The organism is Pseudomonas laurylsulfativorans, assembly GCF_002906155.1.
Lineage (GTDB): Bacteria > Pseudomonadota > Gammaproteobacteria > Pseudomonadales > Pseudomonadaceae > Aquipseudomonas > Aquipseudomonas laurylsulfativorans.
On the sequence record NZ_MUJK01000001.1, the window covers coordinates 1268792 to 1286072 of the forward strand.

The 17281-nt window shown below is 59.4% G+C and carries 13 protein-coding genes; 2 read left to right on the plus strand and 11 right to left on the minus strand.

The window, feature by feature from the left end:
- Position 1 precedes the first annotated feature (1 nt).
- The 6 genes from B0D71_RS05640 to B0D71_RS05665 all read right to left on the minus strand — a co-directional run bounded on the left by B0D71_RS05640 (position 2) and on the right by B0D71_RS05665 (position 8686).
- Complete coding sequence (locus B0D71_RS05640) at positions 2-820, minus strand: enoyl-CoA hydratase/isomerase family protein (RefSeq protein WP_103393860.1); 819 nt, start codon at positions 818-820, stop codon at positions 2-4.
- Positions 817-1788 carry a VOC family protein gene (locus tag B0D71_RS05645; RefSeq protein ID WP_103393861.1) on the minus strand — a complete coding sequence of 324 codons (972 nt, stop codon included), beginning with the start codon at positions 1786-1788 and terminating at the stop codon, positions 817-819. The genes B0D71_RS05640 and B0D71_RS05645 overlap by 4 nt, the downstream gene beginning before the upstream one ends.
- 51 nt (positions 1789-1839) lie before the next feature.
- A complete protein-coding gene (locus tag B0D71_RS05650) occupies positions 1840-4371 on the minus strand; it encodes an efflux RND transporter permease subunit (RefSeq protein WP_103393862.1) in 2532 nt (843 codons plus the stop codon).
- Between the two features lie 35 nt (positions 4372-4406).
- A complete protein-coding gene (locus tag B0D71_RS05655) occupies positions 4407-5540 on the minus strand; it encodes a YCF48-related protein (protein WP_103393863.1) in 1134 nt (377 codons plus the stop codon).
- A gap of 95 nt (positions 5541-5635) precedes the next feature.
- On the minus strand, positions 5636-6994 hold the full coding sequence (locus B0D71_RS05660; protein ID WP_103393864.1) for a DUF1329 domain-containing protein: 1359 nt from the start codon (positions 6992-6994) through the stop codon (positions 5636-5638).
- A gap of 30 nt (positions 6995-7024) precedes the next feature.
- Positions 7025-8686, minus strand: a complete 1662-nt coding sequence (locus tag B0D71_RS05665; RefSeq protein WP_103393865.1) for a DUF1302 domain-containing protein — start codon at positions 8684-8686, stop codon at positions 7025-7027.
- 421 nt (positions 8687-9107) lie between these two features.
- Between B0D71_RS05665 and B0D71_RS05670 the strand changes: the two genes are divergently transcribed.
- Together B0D71_RS05670 and B0D71_RS05675 are read left to right on the plus strand one after the other, a co-directional pair.
- Positions 9108-9953 (plus strand): SDR family oxidoreductase, encoded by an 846-nt coding sequence (locus tag B0D71_RS05670; protein WP_103393866.1) that lies wholly within the window; start codon positions 9108-9110, stop codon positions 9951-9953.
- A 91-nt stretch (positions 9954-10044) separates the two neighbouring features.
- Positions 10045-10959 (plus strand): DMT family transporter, encoded by a 915-nt coding sequence (locus B0D71_RS05675; RefSeq protein WP_103393867.1) that lies wholly within the window; start codon positions 10045-10047, stop codon positions 10957-10959.
- On the opposite strand, the gene B0D71_RS05680 is transcribed toward B0D71_RS05675, so the two are convergent.
- From B0D71_RS05680 to B0D71_RS05700, 5 genes are all read right to left on the minus strand, one after another.
- Positions 10926-11711 carry a tyrosine-protein phosphatase gene (locus B0D71_RS05680; protein WP_103393868.1) on the minus strand — a complete coding sequence of 262 codons (786 nt, stop codon included), beginning with the start codon at positions 11709-11711 and terminating at the stop codon, positions 10926-10928. The two genes, B0D71_RS05675 and B0D71_RS05680, sit on opposite strands and share 34 nt — an antisense overlap.
- 2 nt (positions 11712-11713) lie before the next feature.
- Positions 11714-12913, minus strand: a complete 1200-nt coding sequence (locus B0D71_RS05685) for a phosphotransferase (RefSeq protein WP_103393869.1) — start codon at positions 12911-12913, stop codon at positions 11714-11716.
- Positions 12910-13947, minus strand: a complete 1038-nt coding sequence (locus B0D71_RS05690; RefSeq protein WP_103393870.1) for an amidohydrolase family protein — start codon at positions 13945-13947, stop codon at positions 12910-12912. Before B0D71_RS05690 ends, B0D71_RS05685 begins: the two co-directional genes overlap by 4 nt.
- A 231-nt stretch (positions 13948-14178) precedes the next feature.
- A complete protein-coding gene (locus B0D71_RS05695; RefSeq protein ID WP_103393871.1) occupies positions 14179-15540 on the minus strand; it encodes a DUF1329 domain-containing protein in 1362 nt (453 codons plus the stop codon).
- 27 nt (positions 15541-15567) lie between these two features.
- A complete protein-coding gene (locus tag B0D71_RS05700) occupies positions 15568-17235 on the minus strand; it encodes a DUF1302 domain-containing protein (protein ID WP_103393872.1) in 1668 nt (555 codons plus the stop codon).
- Positions 17236-17281 lie beyond the last annotated feature (46 nt).

The following is a 17281-nucleotide window of genomic DNA, read 5'->3' on the forward strand; positions in this document are numbered from 1 at the left end:
GTCATTCGCCGGTAAAACGTGGTTCGCGCCGCTCGCTGAAGGCCTGCGCCGCTTCGCGGGCGTCCTTGGTCGGGGCCAGCAAGGCGAACAGATCCAGCTCCAGGTCCAGGCCTCTTTTCAGATCCATTTCCAGTGCTGCGCGAGCCGCCTGTTTGACGTAGGCCGATGCGGTCGGTGGCTTGCCGGCGATGCGCTGGGCGAAAGCCCGTACTTCTTCCAGCAGCTTGGTGCTGTCACTGGCCAGTCGACTGACCAGACCAATGCGTTGCGCTTGTTCCGCGTCCATGCGGTCACCAGTGAGCAACATGTCCAATGCCTGACCCGGCGCCACCACGCGGGATAGGCGCTGCGTACCGCCACCACCGGGGATCAGTCCCAGACCGGTTTCCGGCAAGGCAAACACGGCATCAGGTGCCGCGAAGCGAATGTCACACGCCAGCACCAGTTCCAGCCCACCGCCCATGCAATAACCGTGGATGGCGGCGATGACCGGTTTGCTGATGCGGTCCAGCGATTCGATCCAGCGCACGTTTTCCATGCGCTGGCGCACTTGCAGGCTGGACTCCGGGCCACGGCGCTCCTTGATATCGGCACCGGCGCAAAAGCCTCGCTCGCCCTCCCCGCGAATCACGATCACGCGAATCTCGGGGTCTTTCTGCAAGAGGGCCAAGGCCTGCGGAACGCCCTGGCGAATGTCGTCGTTGATGGCGTTGATCTGCCCGGGCCGGGTCAGTACCACCCAGCCCACCTTGGCATCGCGCTCCAGGCGCACGGCCTCGTTGATCACCACAGGGTGTTGCGGGTTTTGCGCTGTGCTCATGCAGGGCACTCCTCGAACTCGAAGACCTGGCCATCGAGCTCCTGCGGGTCGATCTTGATCAATGCACGACCGCCCACCGCTTCCGAGGACTCGATCCACTGAAAGCGGGTACCGCGTGCACGCAGGTCTTCTGCCTTCGCCGCCAGGTCGTTGACACCGATACGGATGTAGTACGGACCCGGGCCCCAGTTATTGACGTAATGGCCGGCGTCGGTGTTCCAGTAAGTGGCTTCGATGACATCCAGGGTGGCGCTGTTAGGGACGGTGAAGCCCATACGTGCACGACGGTAACCTTCGCTGCGGATGTGCTCGACCGGACCGCTCGGCTCCCAGTCCAGGTTGGTCGATACCTTGCGCAGGGTTTCGTCAAGGTCGCGGACCAGGAAGCCGCGCGCCGTCACGCGGACCATGTCGCCCGGTTTGAGATCGCGTGGTTGCATCGGTGGCAACTGGTAGGTTTCCGCTGGCATCTGCAGCGGCTCGGTCGGCATGATTTCAATGCACAGGCCACCATCCACGTCAGGTTGGTAGTACGGTTTCTCCGGCGTCGCGCCCAGCCACAGGCGGTCGAACGGCATCTCCGGCGTGCGTTGAGCCATGCGGAACGGCAAGCGCCGGCGCATCAGCTTGTCTACCAGCGCGTCGAACTTGTCGCCATGCAGGGCCAGGACGATGGAGTGGGTGATCATCGGCCGATGGTGGCCCTGGAAGGTTTTCAGGCTTTCCAGAAAGTCATGGAACAACGGGTCGCCCGGGTTGGGGCGATCCAGGTGCCACTGCGGCTCGATGCGCGTTGGCGACACCGCGAGGGATTTGTGTACCCGCAGAAAGTGCGCGATGTACGGGTGATTGTCGAACGCCTGGCGCCAGCGTTCGTGTTTGTAGATCCCAAGCTTGTCGACCAACATTTCCGTCATGCCGTCCGGGTCCGGAACCATCATGTCGGCACTCATCAATAACTCGAACATCGTCCTCTCCTTGCAGTTGTCAGCCCGGGTCTGTGCCCGGCTATGCGTTAGTCAGCGAGCGCGCCGTGGCATGGCCAGCTCAGTCAATGCGTGATGGGGGGTGTCGGTGGCCGGCTTGCGCGACTCTTGCTGCGCGCGGGCGTCTTCCAGGTCGAGGGTCAGCCCTTCCTTGGAGTTGCCCTTTGGATTGAGCAGGTAGTGCGACAAGGCCGGGATCAATACGAGTGCGCCGAGCATGTTCCACAGGAACATGAAGGTCAGCAGGATGCCCATGTCGGCCTGGAACTTGATCGGCGACCAGGCCCAGGTAATCACGCCCGCGGCCATGGTCAGGCCGACCAGCGCGACGACGCGACCGGTGAAGTCCAGCGAGCGGCGATAAGCGACGGCCAGGCTGCCACCGCGTTCCTGCACCGCCAGTTGCACACTGAGCAGATACAACGCGTAGTCCACGCCGACGCCGACGCCCACAGCGATAACGGGCAAGGTGGCTACTTTCAGGCCGATCCCCAGCCAGACCATCAGCGCCTTGCAGATAATGGTGGTCATCAACAGCGGAATCAGCGCCACCAGGGTTGCGCGCCAGCTGCGGAAGGTCAGAAGACAGAGCAGAGCCGTGGCGCCATACACCGCCAGGTACATGGTGATGATGCCCTTCTCCACTTCGATATTGGTCGCTGCCTCGATACCGGCATTGCCCGCTGCCAATAGGAACTCGACTGGCTGCTCGGCGTTTGCGGCCGTGCTGTTGTCCTTGGCAAAATCTTCGGAGACTTTCAGCACCCGGCTCAACGTATCGGCCTTGTGGTCTGCCAGGTAAGCAATGATCGGCGTCACCGAGCATTGCTGGTTGGTGATCCCCGGAGCGGAAATCATCGCAGCATCCACCGCAGAGTTGGTGATGGCCTGGTCACGGCTGATGCTCAGCCATTTCGGGCTGCCCTCGGCCATGCCGGAACTGATCATGCGTACGGTTTCGGCCAACGACTGGGTCGTTTGCACACCGGGTGTCTGGCGCAGGCGCCAAGCCAGTTTGTCCATGCTTTGCAGGGACTGGTACAGGCGGCAGCTGTCTTCGTTGGTCTTCATGATGACCACGAACTGGTCACTGGAAAGCCCATAGTTGGCGGTGATGTAGGCGTTGTCGCGGTTATAGCGTGAGTCCGCGCGCAACTCAGGCGCACCGGGGTCGAGGTCGCCCACCTTGAGGTGCATCATCACCACGCTGCCCGCCAGCGTTACCAACAGCGACAAGCCAATCACCGCCGTGGCCATCGGACGCTCGGTGAAACGGTCGAGGCTGTGCCAGATACGCCCGAGCACACCGCGGTTGGCTTCCCCGGCCTGGTCTTTGGCAATGGCAATTCGCGCGGCTTTCTTACTGACGCCCAGGTACGACAGCGAGACGGGAATCAGCAGCAGCTTGGTGAAAATCAGCACGGCCACGCCGATGCTGGTGGTCAGGGCCAGGTCGCGGATCACCGGAATATCAATGATCACCAATACCGCAAAGCCCACGATGTTGGTCAGCAGCGCGGTCAGCCCGGTGAGGAACAAGCGGCGGAAGGTATAACGCGCCGCCACGTATTTGTGGGTACCGCGGCCGATGTCCTGAAGGATGCCGTTCATCTTCTGGGTGCCATGGGAAATACCGATGGCGAAAATCAGGAACGGCACCAGGATCGAGTAGGGGTCCAGGTCATAACCCAGTATTTGCATCAAGCCCAGCAACCACACCACGCCGGCCACCGCCACACTCACCAGCAGCAATGTGCTGCGCAGGCAGCGGGTGTAGAAGTAGACAAACAGACCGGCAATCACCACAGAGGCGCCGAAGAACAGCATCACCGAATACAAGCCGTCGATCAGGTCACCGACCAGCTTGCTGAAGCCGACGATATGAATGCCGACCTTGTCGCTTTCCAGCGAGCGGATCTGGTGTTCCAGCTGCCGGGAAAAATCACCGTAGTCCAGCGGCTTGCCGGTTTGCGGATTGGTATCGAGCAGTGGCGCGACAATCATGCTCGACTTACTGTCGTTAGCCACCAGGTTGCCGACAATGCCGGCGCGCATGATGTTGCGACGCAGGGCCGTGATCGACTTCTCGCTGCCGTTGTAATCCGATGGCATCACCGCACCGCCATCGATACCCTCCTCCGTCACTTCTTTCCAGCGGACGATGGGCATCCACAGCGACTTCATCCAGGAACGGTCGACACCGGGAATCAGATACAGCGTGTCATTGACCTTCTGCAACGCCAGCAGGTAGTCGGCGTCGTAGATATCACCGGTCTTGTTTTCCACCACCACGCGAATGCTGTTTCCCAGGCCCGGTAGCTGGTCTTTGTAGGCCAGGTAATTCTTGATGTAGGGGCTGGAGCTGGGAATCATCTTCTCGAAACTGGCATTCACCTGCAGCTTTGTCGCGAAAAAGCCCAACACCACGGTAGCGAGCAGGCAGGCAATGACGACCAACAGGCGGTGACGGAAAATCACCCGTTCAAACCAGCCCCCGGAGTTCTTGTCGAAGTCCTCAAGGTTGGCAATCACTGGCATCCCGCTGTTGAATTTTTGCTCGACCATTTTTTATTTCTCGTAGAGGAGTCGTGCCGACGGCGTTATTTGGCCAGGGCAATATCGATGACCTTGGCGCCGGTAAAGCGCGTTACAACCAGGCTCCCAGCCTGCTCGGTGGCGCTGGCCGCATAGATCTCACCCACTCGCGCATCAGCCAGCGGGGTGACCTGCAAACTCTGTCGATCCAAACTGGCCAACTGCCCTCCCTGGCTCACGATGACCAACGCCTTGCCCAGCTCGACAATGCTGACCAGGCTGCTATTAAGATGGGTTTCCACGGGTTGCCATTGCTGACCGTCATCACGGCTGGCAAACAGGTTGCCGCGCAGCCCGTAGGCCAGCAGCAGGTGATCGAAGGCTCGAACACCGAAGTAGGTGCCGGTGTAGGGCGTGTCGATTTTTACGAAACGTTGTTGCTGGGCATCGAGGCGCAGCAACAGGCCCTGTTCACCGCTGATATAGAAAGTGCCCGCGCGCTCCGCCAACCCATACAGGTGCATGCGCCGGTCGTTGTCACTGCGCTCGATCCACGGCTCCCAGTGTTGGCCGTCGTCAGTGCTATGCAACAGCAAGCCAAAGGCACCCACGGCGAAGCCGTTGCCCTGGGCATCGAACATCACATCGAGAAAGGGGGCTGCCATCACGCCAGGGGTCGCCGAGGTGCTGACGGCCGTGGCGACTTCCTTGAGTAACGCCACCGCAGACTCATCGCCTTTTTCAGAAAGTGATCCGTAATAGGCGTTGAGCAGTGTCAACAAACGGCGCCCGTCGAGTTGCACTTGCCAGCTAAGCCCACCGTCGGTGGTGTGCAGAATCAACGCGTCGTGACCGACGATCCAGCCATTGCGCTCATCACGAAAACGAACCTGCACCAGATCACTGGACACCGGGCTATTGACCTGTTGCCAGGTTTTACCCGCATCGGTGGAGCGCTGGATCAAGCCGTGCAACCCGACACTGACCAGCGCATCACCGGCCCTGGCGACCGACAGCAAGGGAGCAGGCAAGCGCTCGTCAACCCGAGGCGCAGGCACGTCCAGTGAGTCAGCGGGCGCGGTGATTGCGCTAAAGGCCGGTGTCGTCGTGACCAATGCACTCACACCAACGCTCAAGGCGATCGCCAGCATCAGACGCGAAGCAGAGAAAAAAACAGAATCAGGGCAAGGGCTAGTCATTATTTTTATTCCTCAACCATCCCGCGGCATAAAACCGTCCTGCCCGGCCCGCTTGGCTTGATGCGCAAACCGACGGGCCGGACAGGCGACAAATGTCAGCGCTGGGTGACTCGGGCTACGATGGCTTCAGGGTTCATGTCGCGCTCGCTGAGCGGCTTGTCGATGAACTTGTAACCACCCTTGAGCGCGTCGTTAAGCAACGCATACATGCCCTTGTTGAAGTCATAAACGACGTTCTTCACGTTGTAGGGAATGTTCTTGTCGTAGAGCTGCACGCCACTGAGGAAGATCGAGCGATACAGGGCGCCGCTCTTGTCCCAGGCGTCATACAGGCCAACGCCGAAGGTGTCTTCATCCAGGTAGTAGGTCCGCTTGCTGTAGACGTGGCGCATGCCCGGCTTCAGCGTTGCCTCCACGACCCACACGCGGTGCAGCTCCCAACGCTCGTTCGCCGGGTTGGCGTGGTGCGGCATGAACTGGTCTTCTTGCTTGGTCCCGAAGTAGAACTTGTAGGCGTTGTACGGGATGTACATCTCTTTTTTGCCGACCAGCTTGTAGTCGAAGCGGTCCTGGCTGCCGGAGAACATTTGCAGTTCGTCGAACAGGGTGACACCGCCCTGGCTGGCCACCGGGGTATCGAAGGCGAATTCCGGCGCCAACTTGACGCGACGCTGACCCGGGGAGTAGCTGAAGGAGCGACGGGCCTTGGCCAGTGGGTCGAGGAAGTCGGTCAGCACCACCACTTCGCCGGAGCGACGCGCCGGGTAGTCGTTGCGCGAAAACACCCGGGCGTACATCAGCGAATCACGATCCGGCTGTGTCACCTGGTAGTACGGTGTTTCTTCGAAGGTCGCCTGCTCAGCAGTCTTGGTGATCGAACCATTGGCATCGACAACCCAACTGTTCGATGAAGAGGTGGTCGAGTAGCCGGTGCCAATCTTGTAGCGCACCTGCTGATTCCACATCACTTCGTTGCCGGTCTTCGGAATCGGGAACGGCAAGCCGCCACGGCAGGATGGATCGATCGCCAGACCGTCCTTCTGAATCTGGCAACTGCTGGCATTGCGCACGGTGGCGTCCAGCACTGCCTGCGGATAGGCCGTGGTGCGGTGACTTGGATAGATGTCGATGTAATACGTCGGGTACTTCTTGATCAGGGTCTTTTGCCCTTCACTGAGCTTGTCCGCGTACTGATCGACGTTTTTGGCATCGATGCGAAACAGTGGTTTTTCATCCTTGAACGGGTCAATCCAGAACCCGCTATCCGGTACGAAACCGGCCGGGGCCTTGGTCAGGCCACCGTCATAGGCAGGGATGGTGCCCTCGGCATTGCCCGCCTTGATCGCCCCGAACGGGGTGAGGCTTTTGCCCAGATCAGAGGCGTCACCGCCTGCCGCCAGGGTGTAGGTCGCCATGCTCATCAGGGCAATGGATAAGGCAAGTTGTCGTTTCATGAACACGTTCTCCGATTCTTATTGGATTTGTCAGAAGGAGGTCTTGAAGGTAAATGCCAGCCAGCCACGGTCAGTGCCGCCGACGTTGCCGTTGCCGGAAACGGTGCCATTATTCAGGGTTTTGGTTTGGGCATTGGTGTCGGCATAACGCAGGCCGAACTCATACAGCTGGGCATAGGTGAGTTTGACGCCGACAGAGTACGACAATGCGCCTTCGCTGCCGCCACCGGCCGTCGCCGCATTACCATCCAGTCCGTAGTTGACTGTCAGCGGAACGTCCATATCCCAGGATGGGAAGATTGAAATGTATTGCGGGGTGTAGTTGACAGCGACAGCGGAATAATCCTTCGTCGAGCAGCCGTCGGATTCATTGCCGGAACCGGCGATACGTGGCGTGTTGCCATTGACGCAACCGACCTCGCCTACCCCTTTGTACAACTCTTCGTGCTCGGTTACGCGGTCCAGATGGCTGTAAGCGAATTCACCGACCAGCGTGGCGTTGTCCGAAATGAAGTTACGCGGCACACCGTACACAGCGTTGGCGATAAAGTGGATCGTGTCGCCACGAGGACCTTCATCATCCAGAGCACTGACACCGGTGGCGTTCAACGCGCCGTTCATGCGATAGGACAACTCGGAACCGACCGCCACGGTATTGAAGACTCGGGCGAAGCTCAGGCCCGCCAGCTTCACACCGCGTGGGTAGACCACCCGATAAGAACCCAATGCGGCTTTGACCTGCGGTGCCAACCAAGGCTGGTAGTCATCGAACTCACGGTAGTAGGCGCCAAAGGTCGATTCGATTTCTTCAACGTTGAGCTTGCCCATCACGCCCCAGTTCCGGCCATCACGCCCGAAGCGCGAATTCTGGCGCTGCAGAGTTGAGCCGTTGGCAGCCAACGGCAATTGGTCCGGGCCTTCGAACAATGGATCCGCCGCACCGAAATAGGTGCCACCGTAAGGAATCCGGGTAGGTTCCCATTCATAGAAGTACTGGGCGGCAAGGGAAAGGTGATCGGTGACCTGTGCCTTGGCCGATAATTGTCCGACCGGCAGGAACACTTCCTTGGTTTCGATACCCGGGCTGGTGGAGGCTTTTACGCCATCGCTCGGGGCTTGGGAATACGACACGGCATGCGCGCCGAAGAGCAGGCTCTCACCCCAATAGTTCGTGTGACGACCCGCTTTGACGTTGACCGGGATGTCGCCGATGTTGAAGTTGCGCCACAGGAACGCATCGAGAATTTCGCCCGATGGACCGTGCATGTAGCGATCCACTTCATTGCTGTATTTGTTGTTGTGATAGCTGGTCGCGAAGCCAGGGACATTACTGCGAACATCGTCGTCAGCATAAGCCTGGTCAAACCAGCCGGCAGCGCTGAGGCGTGCACCCCAGTCGTTGAGGTAGGAAAAATCGAACTCACTCAACACATCGAGTCGATTTGTCACAATATCGTTTCTGTTGAACTTCCCGTCCGACTCGTCGAAGTTCGTCGTTCTCATGATGTTGTTGTCTTGCTTGTCGGTCCGCATACCCAGGTTGTAACGGACTGTATTGTCCCAACGCACGCGGTAGTCTGGGTTCGACATGTCGAACGAGGCCGCCATCAAACCCTGTGCACTGCCAACCATCAACAGTGTAAGCGCACCTTGAGTCAGTACCCGCCGACCCTGTTTGGTCTTCTTTTTCATACACACTACCCTTTTATTTTTATTTTCAGTCGTTAAGTGCACACAAACATCCATTCCAGCGATCTGCGAAATCCCACAGGATCGTTGCAAACCCGCCCAAACACTCCGCTCACTAGGCTTGGCGCCCTTTCAGGACCACCTTCCTCCTCAGCTGAAAGCTACCCTAGCGGATCATCAATTAAAATTCCACATAAAGATTCACATTCTCCATACAGAATTAAATCCCTAAAACTGTGCCCTCCAGGCCCATTCAAAGGTCACGACAGGCCTAATACTGCACACATAACTCATAATTGTTCAAATAAACTTTGACGATTTTTACCTTTAGGCTTTCAATGACCCACGCACACCCACGGAATACGCGGTGTTCGGCAGGAAAAACGAGCTAGAAATCCTTAGAAAAAAAACAAGAGGAGCCACCATGAACATTGATTTGAGCGCCAAACGCGTCATCATCACGGGCGCTTCACGGGGCATCGGGCTGGCCATTGCCCGGGCGTTCGCAGCTGAAGGAGCACGGGTAGCGATCTGCGCCCGCAGTGAGACAGCCGTCCGCGAAGCAGGTGAACTGCTTGCCGAACACGCTCAGGCGGTGATTGCCCGGGCTGTCGACGTGACCGACAGCGAAGGCGTCAAAGCATTCGTGGCGGAAGTGGCAGCCACCTGGGGTGGCGTTGATGTTCTGGTGAACAACGCAGGTCAGGGTCGTAGCGGAAATATCGATACCCTGACGCCAGAAGCCATTCTCGAGCATGCCAACATCCTGCAGATGGGGCATTTCCGCTTCGTCCAGGCCGTCGTACCGCACATGCGTGAACAACGCTGGGGACGAATCATCGAAATCAACGCGCTGGCCGGGGCGATTCCGACGCCTGACGGTATCCCCTCGGTGATCAACCGCGCATCGTGTATCGCCCTCTCCCGCTCGCTGGGCATGTCTTTGCCCAAGGACAATATTCTGGTCAACAGCCTGAACATGGGCTGGATCGATACGGGCCAGTGGGATCGTCACTACAAGGAAATGGGGCCGGGGGTCAGTCGGGAGGAGTTTGACGCCATGGTCATGAAAGTCGTGCCGCTAGGGCGTTACGGCAAACCGGAAGACGTCGCCGGTATGGCGCTTTTCCTCGCCAGCGAATACGCCAGTTTCATCAGCGCCGCCTCGATCGACATCGCCGGTGGCATGGGCGGGCAGATTGCTTACTTCCCAACGCTCAAGCGTGACTTTGCTGCGGCCATTGCGGCACGCAACGCGGCTGACAAATAACCCGCGCACCCTTTGCGGTATTCACCCGACAGCCGTGTGAGCGGCTGCCGGTCCGGTGCGCCCGGCGCACCCTTCACGTCGGCGCCTTGCGATGAACCTGCTGCTACCTATTCTTGCCACACTGATCTGGGCCGCCAGCACGGTGGTCAATCGCCTGTCGGTGGGGGTTATCGACCCCGCGGCGATTTCCTTCTACCGCTGGTTGACTGCCCTGCTGGTCTTGTCACCGGTGCTATTACCCAAGGTTTGGCGTTTGCGGCGCCAGATTCGTCCTCATCTGCCCAAGCTGTTAATGCTGGGTCTGCTTGGCATGTCGCTGTATCAGTCACTGGCGTATTTTGCCGCGCACACCGTCACTGCCACGTCCATGGGGTTGATTCTGGCAACCATGCCCCTGCTCACCGTGCTGCTGGCCTTTCCGGTACTGAACGCGCGCCCGACACCAATGTTGCTGATCGGCGCCCTGATCTCGTTTGCCGGGCTGGCCTGGTTACTGGCAGCCGGTGACCTGCCGTCGCTGTGGCAACAGGGCGTGGGCCAAGGTGAACTGATGATGTTGCTGGCGTCGCTGTCGTATGCCCTGTACTGCGTGCTGGTGAAACGCTGGCAGATTCCCCTGCCGACCTGGGAAAGCCTTTATGTGCAAATTTTCTGCGGCACGCTGTTGCTGATTCCGCCCTTTCTACTGGCGCCATCGATCGCCCTGACGGCCAGGAACATCCCGCTGGTCCTGTTCGCCGGCCTGTTCGCTTCGGCGCTGGCACCTGGCCTGTGGATGCGCGGCCTGCAAAACCTGGGCGCAGAAAAAACCGCGGTGTTGATGAACCTGGTGCCACTGTTTACCGCCATCCTGGCCATCGGCCTGCTTGGGGAAACATTGCACCTGTATCACGCGGTGGGTGGTGGGTTGATTTTGCTGGGGATTGGCTTGGCGCAGTGGAAACCCACGCGGGTCAAGGCCCGCGCAGTGACTCAGGCAACCAGCAAGGTATCGCGCAACGTCTGAAATCCGGCGGAACTCAAACCACTGAAGCGTTGCAGATATCGATCCAGCCCGCCGTACTCGGACTCGATAACCGCATAGGCGGCATTCAGATACTCAGGTCGGGCATCCAATACCGCGTCCAATGCGGCTTCGCTGACCGAGCGGCCGGCCATCCGGCTCACCGCGTGACTTATTGCCTCCTGACGCCCTGCGTTCAACTGGCTGAAACGCCGTGCCGAACGCAAATAGTCATCCAGTATGTGTTCAGCAGAGACACCCAGGGCATGCAACAGCAGCATGACGGCCACGCCCGTGCGGTCCTTGCCTGCCGTGCAATGAATCAGCACCGAGCCTTTGCCTTCGGTGAACAGTTTGAACAACGCTGGCAACAGCGGCGCCAACAAGCCCGGCAGTTGCCGATAGACTTCGAGCATCATGCCCCGCGCGTCCTCCGTCTGCGGATTGTCTGCCAGCATGGCCGCGACACGCGGGTCGGCGCGCACGTCGCCGAGGACCTCCAGGTGAAGTTGCTCGATGGCAGGGTCAGGCACACGATTTGGATACCGGTCACGCTCGCCGGCGCTGCGTAAATCGCAGACCGTGCGCAACCCCAGACGTTGCAGCGCCTGCCAGTCTTCAGCCGTCAAACTGTGCAACTGGTCTGCCCGTAATAAAGCATCGCCGCCAATTCGACGACCACAGCGGGCGACCATGCCTTTGAGGCTGCGAAAGTTGTCGGCACCCTGCAGCCGCAATGTTTGCTGATGGACCACGCTCAATCCTCCAATAGATGTTGATAGGCCTGCGTCAACGGCCGTGCCCCCTGCCCCAGTATCGGCGTTCGGCGCGGCTTGCGACCGTGAGTGAGCAAACGCACCGTATCAAAATCTTCGGCGGCGGCAAAAAAACGCTCCACCATCGGCAACCCTGCCTGCCCCCAGTCATCCATGTTCGACATCCACGTCTGCATGCCCCACACCGGCCAACGGCGCAGTTGCGCCCACGCCGCGTCTTGATCGAGTACACCTTCGGCACCCAGGCTGATCAACTTCTCCCGGTACACCCGAAGCAGGTTCTGGGCGTCGGCCTGGCGCTGCGCAACGGTCAGTGCGCCGATCATGAAATACGCGACATCACGCCATGGCCGGCCGCGCCGGGCCAGTTGCCAGTCCAGCCAGATGCGTTGGCCATCGCTGCGCAGGAAGCTGTTGCCCTGATGCGAGTCGCCATGAATCACACAACTTGGCGACATCTGTTCCCGTTCGAAGGTCGCCAATTCATCGAAGGCATGGCTGAACAACTCCGGTGTCTCGTACATCCACTTCGGCAGCAGTCGCTGGTAATCCGGTTTGCGCAGATTGACCTTGATGTAGTTGTACATGCGCAGCAGGCCGTCGCTGTCCACCGGGTTGGCCATCGACACCGGCAACCAGCCCTGCGCCTGCAAACCACGCAGGTCCCAGGTCGCCGCATGCAGCGAGGCCAATGACTCCAGCCCCCGGGCGACACCGTCCACACCGAGGTGATCGGTGCTATGGCCGAACTGCCCGGTGGCAAGCCCCAGGTCTTCCATCATCACCACACCCCGGCCACCGCCATCGGCATCCCAGTCAGTGAACCAGGTGTTTGGCAATGGCGCGTCGGACCAGCCGTGCGCCAAATGATAGAAGCGTGATTCGAGCTCACAGATATCGCCGCTTTCGAAGCCCTCGGACCAGTTCGACTTCAGGCAAACATGCGCGGGTATACCCGCGCGTTGTCCGACCTCGTTCAGTTCCAGTCTGACGCGGTACTTGGTGGTGTGCCCGTTTCGCACCTCCACCGCTGTCAACGCCAGCACTTCGATGCCGGGGTAGCGTGGCTGCAATAGCTGCGTGAGCCACGGCGCAGTGACCTCGCTGAGGTGCCGCGGCAGGCGGCCGTCACGCTGCAGATAGGGCCGCCCGGTGGGCACGGTCAGCAGGCTGCCCGTCACGGCGTCAACACCACATTGGCGTTGGCCGGCACTTTCAACTTGAGCAACTCGATGGCATTACCGCTGCGAATCCGCTCGCGGTCATGGGCGGACAGGCCCAAACCTTCTGTCAGATCGCCATGGTCATAGGCGCCGCCGAAATTGGTGCCGTACAACAAGCGATCTGCCCCCACCACCTCCGCCACGCCACGACGCAAGCCAGGCGCATGCACGTCGAGGTCGAAGTAGAAATTCTGCATGTACTCCATCAGTGGCCGCTTGTTACGCGAGTCCGGTGCCATGGCCCGGTTGAGTTCGCTCAAGCGTCCCAACTGGAACACCGCCATGCCGCCGGCATGGGTGATGTAGGTTTTCAGGGTTGGGAACACATCCAGCGCACCGCCGCAGATCAGGTACCAGAAGAACAACGTTTCATCGACGCAATCCCCCACGATCGAGGTGGTTTCAAACTTGTCGTCGGTGTGTTTTTCACCCCAGTAAATCGACTGGTTGAAGCCGTGCACCATGATCGGCACGTCGAGTTGAGTGAGCTTTTCCCAGACAGGGAACAAGCGTTCGTCGTGAGCTTCCAGACCATTGAAGTTGGCCCCACCCACGCACACACCCTTGGCGCCCAGTTGGGTCACGGCACGTTCGATTTCCTTAGCAGCGTTCAGTGGGTCCGCCAGGTTGGCATGGCACCAGAAATCGAAGTGGTCGGGATCGGCCCGGCAGAATGCCGACAACTCGTCGTTGCAGATGCGTGCATATTCATTGGCGAAATCTCCCGCCCAATACATAAAGCAGTGGGACGGCGTGGACATCACCAGTTTATCGACGCCCCGCTCGGTCATCAGCTTGCGACGGCTGGCGTGGCTCATGCGCGCCAGGATATTGGCCTGCGCTTCGGCATCGGTCGCGGCCTTGGCCGGTTGCTTGGTGCCGAGGGAAAAGTGCCCCACGGTCAGCCCCTGCACCTTCATGAAAGGTCCCCAGAACTCGTGGCGGTTCAGCATGCCTTCGGTCAGCAAATGAGCGTGGACATCAATCAGCATGGCGTTCTCCTTATTGTCATTAGCCAGCGCGCCGAATCACCGATTGGCGGGTGACTGGCTTGAATTGAGACAAGAATGCCTCAGCATAAATATAAACACATTTTTAATTTGTGTTCAGTTAATTAACAAGAGAATTCACCTTTTCAAGCGTGGAAAAAAACCCGGAGCGTGCAAAAACAGGCAAAAAAAAGCGGCCCTTTCAGGCCGCAAACGTGTGTGCGATTGGTGCGGTCAGCGTTGTGTTTCCTGGGCGACAATGGATTCGGGTTTCATGTCGCGCTCGGACAAGGGTTGGTCATGCACCCGGTAACCGCCTTTGAGGCCATCGTTGATCAATGACCACATACCTTTGTTGAAGTCGTAGCTGACGTTCTTCACCGTGTATGGCAGGGTTTTGTCATACAGCTGAACGCCGCTCTGGAACAGCGCCCGGTACAACACGCCGCCCTGGTCCCAGGCGTCATACAGGCCGGCACCAAAGGTGTCTTCGTCGAGGTAGTAGGTGCGCTTGCTATAGACGTGGCGTTTGCCCGGTTTCAGCGTGGCTTCCACCACCCACACCCGGTGCAGTTCCCAACGCTCGCAGGCCGGGTTGGCGTGGTGCGCCATGAACTGCTCATCCTGACCGCAGCCGAAATAGAACTTGTAGGCGTTGTACGGAATGTACATTTCCTTGCGGCCCACCAGTTTGTAGTCGAAGCGATCCTGGCTGCCCGAGAACATTTGCAACTCGTCAAACAGGTTCACGCCCCCCTGGTTCGGCACTGGTGTGTCGTAGGCGAACTCAGGCGCCAACTTGATCCGGCGCATGCCCGGGGTGTAGCTCCATGCGCGGCGCGGCTGGCTTTGCGGATTCAGGAAGTCGGCGAGGATAATCAGTTGCCCGGCACTGCGGGCCGGGTAGCTGTCCATTGCCCAGGCGCGGTAATACAACTGCGGATCACGATCAGCCTGCTTGACCTGATAGTACGGCGCCTCCTCCATGGTGGCGGACTCGGCGGTCTTGGTTACCGCCCCTCGGGAGTCCACTACCCAGCTATTGGACGATGACGTGGTGGTGTAGCCCGACCCCTTGTAGCGCAGTTGCTGGTTCCAGATCACCTCGTTGCCGTTCTGCGGCAACGGAAACGGCAAGCCGCCACGACAGGTCGGGTCCACCGCCAGGTTGTCCTCGGTAGTGTGGCAAGTACTGGCATTGCGTGCTGAGGCATCGAGGATCTCTTGCGGGTAGGCCGCCGTACGATGGCTCGGGTAGATATCCAGGTAATAGTCAGGGAATTTGCCGAGCAGCATTTTTTGCCCGCCACTCAACTTGTCGGCGTACTGCTCCATGTTTTTCGAGTTGATGCGCAATATCGGTTTTTCATCCTTGAACGGGTCGACCCAGAACCCACTGTCGGGCTTGAAACCCGGCGGGATCTGCCGCAGCCCCCCGGTGTAGGGCGGGATGCTGCCATCGGCATTGCCTGCGATGATTGCGCCGAACGGGGTCAGGGTCTTGCCGATTTGTGCCACCTGGTCGGCCGGTGCCGCTGCCAGGCTGCAGGTGGCGATGCTCAGCAACGCCACCGCCCATGCAAATTGTCCTTTCATGATCAGGTACTCCGCTTCTTGGCGTTTTTAGATGGAGGTTTTAAAGGTGAAGTTGAGCCAGCCACGGTCGGTCCCGCCGACAGCACCGTTACCGCCGACGGTGTCGTCGGGAATGTTCTTCGACTGGGCGTCGGTGTCGGAATAACGCAGGCCGAATTCGTAGCGCTGGGCGTAGGTCATTTGCACACCGGCAGACCAGGTCAGCGCACCTTCGTTACCACCACCGGCGCTGGCGGCGTTGCCCGACAGGCCATAATTGACGGTCAGTGGCACGGTCATGTCCCAGGACGGGAAGACCGACAGGTACTGAGGTGTGTAGTTAACGGCGAAGGCTGCGTAATCGCGGGTCGAGCAGCCATCGCTCTTGTCGCCTGAACCGGGCGTACCCACACGTGGATCGACACAGTTGGGGCTGTTCTTGCCCAGGTACAGTTCTTCGTGCTCGGTCACTTTGCGCAAGTGGCTGTAGGCGAACTCGCCGATCAGCGTGGCGTTCGGCGCGATGAAGTTGCGCGGCACTCCGTAAACGGCGTTGACCACAAAGTGGTAGGTATCGCCGCGTGGCCCTTCGTTATCCGTCGGATCGACGCCCACCGCATTCAGGGCTCCGTTCTGGCGATAAGAAATCTCGCTGCCCACCGACACCGTGTCCAGGACCGTCGACAAACTCAGGCCGACCAGCTTGACGCTGCGTGGGTACACCAGGCGATAGGTACCGGTGGCGGCCGAAACTTCCGGCGCCAGCCAGGGCTGGTAGTCGTCGAACTGGCGGTAGTAGGCACCAATGGTCGATTGAATCGCCTCGACATCGTACTTGCCCATCACCCCCCAGTTGGCCGAGTCACGACCGTATTTGGATTTCTCCCGGTCAAAGGAGAAACCTGGCGCCACCGGCAGGCGGTCCGGGCCCTCGAAGAACGGGTCGGCCGCGCCGAAGTAGGTGCCACCGTAGGGAATGCGGGTGTAGTCCCACTCATAGAAATACTGCGCGGCCAGGGTCAGGTTGTCGGTGGCCTGGACCTTGGCAGAGATTTGCCCCAAAGGCAGAAACACTTCCTTGGTTTCGATACCGGGACTGGAGACTGCTTTCGCGCCGTCGAGGGGGGCTTGCGAGTAGGAAATCGCATGGGCGCCGAACAGCAACCCCTCGCCCCAATAGTTGGTGTGGCGGCCGATCTTGACGTTCACCGTGGAATCGCCCAGGCGCAGGTTTTTCCACAGGAACGCGTCGAGAATCTCCCCTGACGGGCCTTCGACGTAGCGCTTCACTTCCGAGCTGTAGTGGTCGTTGAAGTAGCTGGTCTGGAAACCTGGGACGTTACTGCGCACATCGTTGTCGTGGTACGCCTGGTCGTACCAGCCGGCGGCACTGAGCCGTGCGCCCCAGTCCTTTTGATAGGAAAAATCGATTTCACTGAGAATGTCGACTCGGTTGTTGACGATGTCATGCTTGTCGAACTTGCCGTCGGACTCATCGTAGTTGGGGTTGTTCATGATGCGCCGGTCTTGATTCTCCATGCGCATGCCCAGGTTGTAACGCACGGTGTTATCCCAACGCAGGCTGAAATCCGGGTTGGACAACTCGATGGGCGCCGCCATTACCGCACCACTGCACCCCAACGCCAACTTGCCCACTGCCAGCAACACCATCGCCCGCCGGGCCCGCAGACGCCCCTGTTTTCTCATCTGTTTCATGCAAACCACCTTTTGTTTTTATTGTCAGTCGTCCCGTCCACGCCCT

Bases quoted from the DNA above. Each gene is read 5' to 3' on its own strand.
- B0D71_RS05640 (WP_103393860.1), bottom strand. From the start codon at position 820: ATGAGCACAGCGCAAAACCCGCAACACCCTGTGGTGATCAACGAGGCC.
- B0D71_RS05645 (WP_103393861.1), bottom strand. From the start codon at position 1,788: ATGTTCGAGTTATTGATGAGTGCCGACATGATGGTTCCGGACCCGGAC.
- B0D71_RS05650 (WP_103393862.1), bottom strand. From the start codon at position 4,371: ATGGTCGAGCAAAAATTCAACAGCGGGATGCCAGTGATTGCCAACCTT.
- B0D71_RS05655 (WP_103393863.1), bottom strand. From the start codon at position 5,540: ATGACTAGCCCTTGCCCTGATTCTGTTTTTTTCTCTGCTTCGCGTCTG.
- B0D71_RS05660 (WP_103393864.1), bottom strand. From the start codon at position 6,994: ATGAAACGACAACTTGCCTTATCCATTGCCCTGATGAGCATGGCGACC.
- B0D71_RS05665 (WP_103393865.1), bottom strand. From the start codon at position 8,686: ATGAAAAAGAAGACCAAACAGGGTCGGCGGGTACTGACTCAAGGTGCG.
- B0D71_RS05670 (WP_103393866.1), top strand. From the start codon at position 9,108: ATGAACATTGATTTGAGCGCCAAACGCGTCATCATCACGGGCGCTTCA.
- B0D71_RS05675 (WP_103393867.1), top strand. From the start codon at position 10,045: ATGAACCTGCTGCTACCTATTCTTGCCACACTGATCTGGGCCGCCAGC.
- B0D71_RS05690 (WP_103393870.1), bottom strand. From the start codon at position 13,947: ATGCTGATTGATGTCCACGCTCATTTGCTGACCGAAGGCATGCTGAAC.
- B0D71_RS05695 (WP_103393871.1), bottom strand. From the start codon at position 15,540: ATGAAAGGACAATTTGCATGGGCGGTGGCGTTGCTGAGCATCGCCACC.
- B0D71_RS05700 (WP_103393872.1), bottom strand. From the start codon at position 17,235: ATGAAACAGATGAGAAAACAGGGGCGTCTGCGGGCCCGGCGGGCGATG.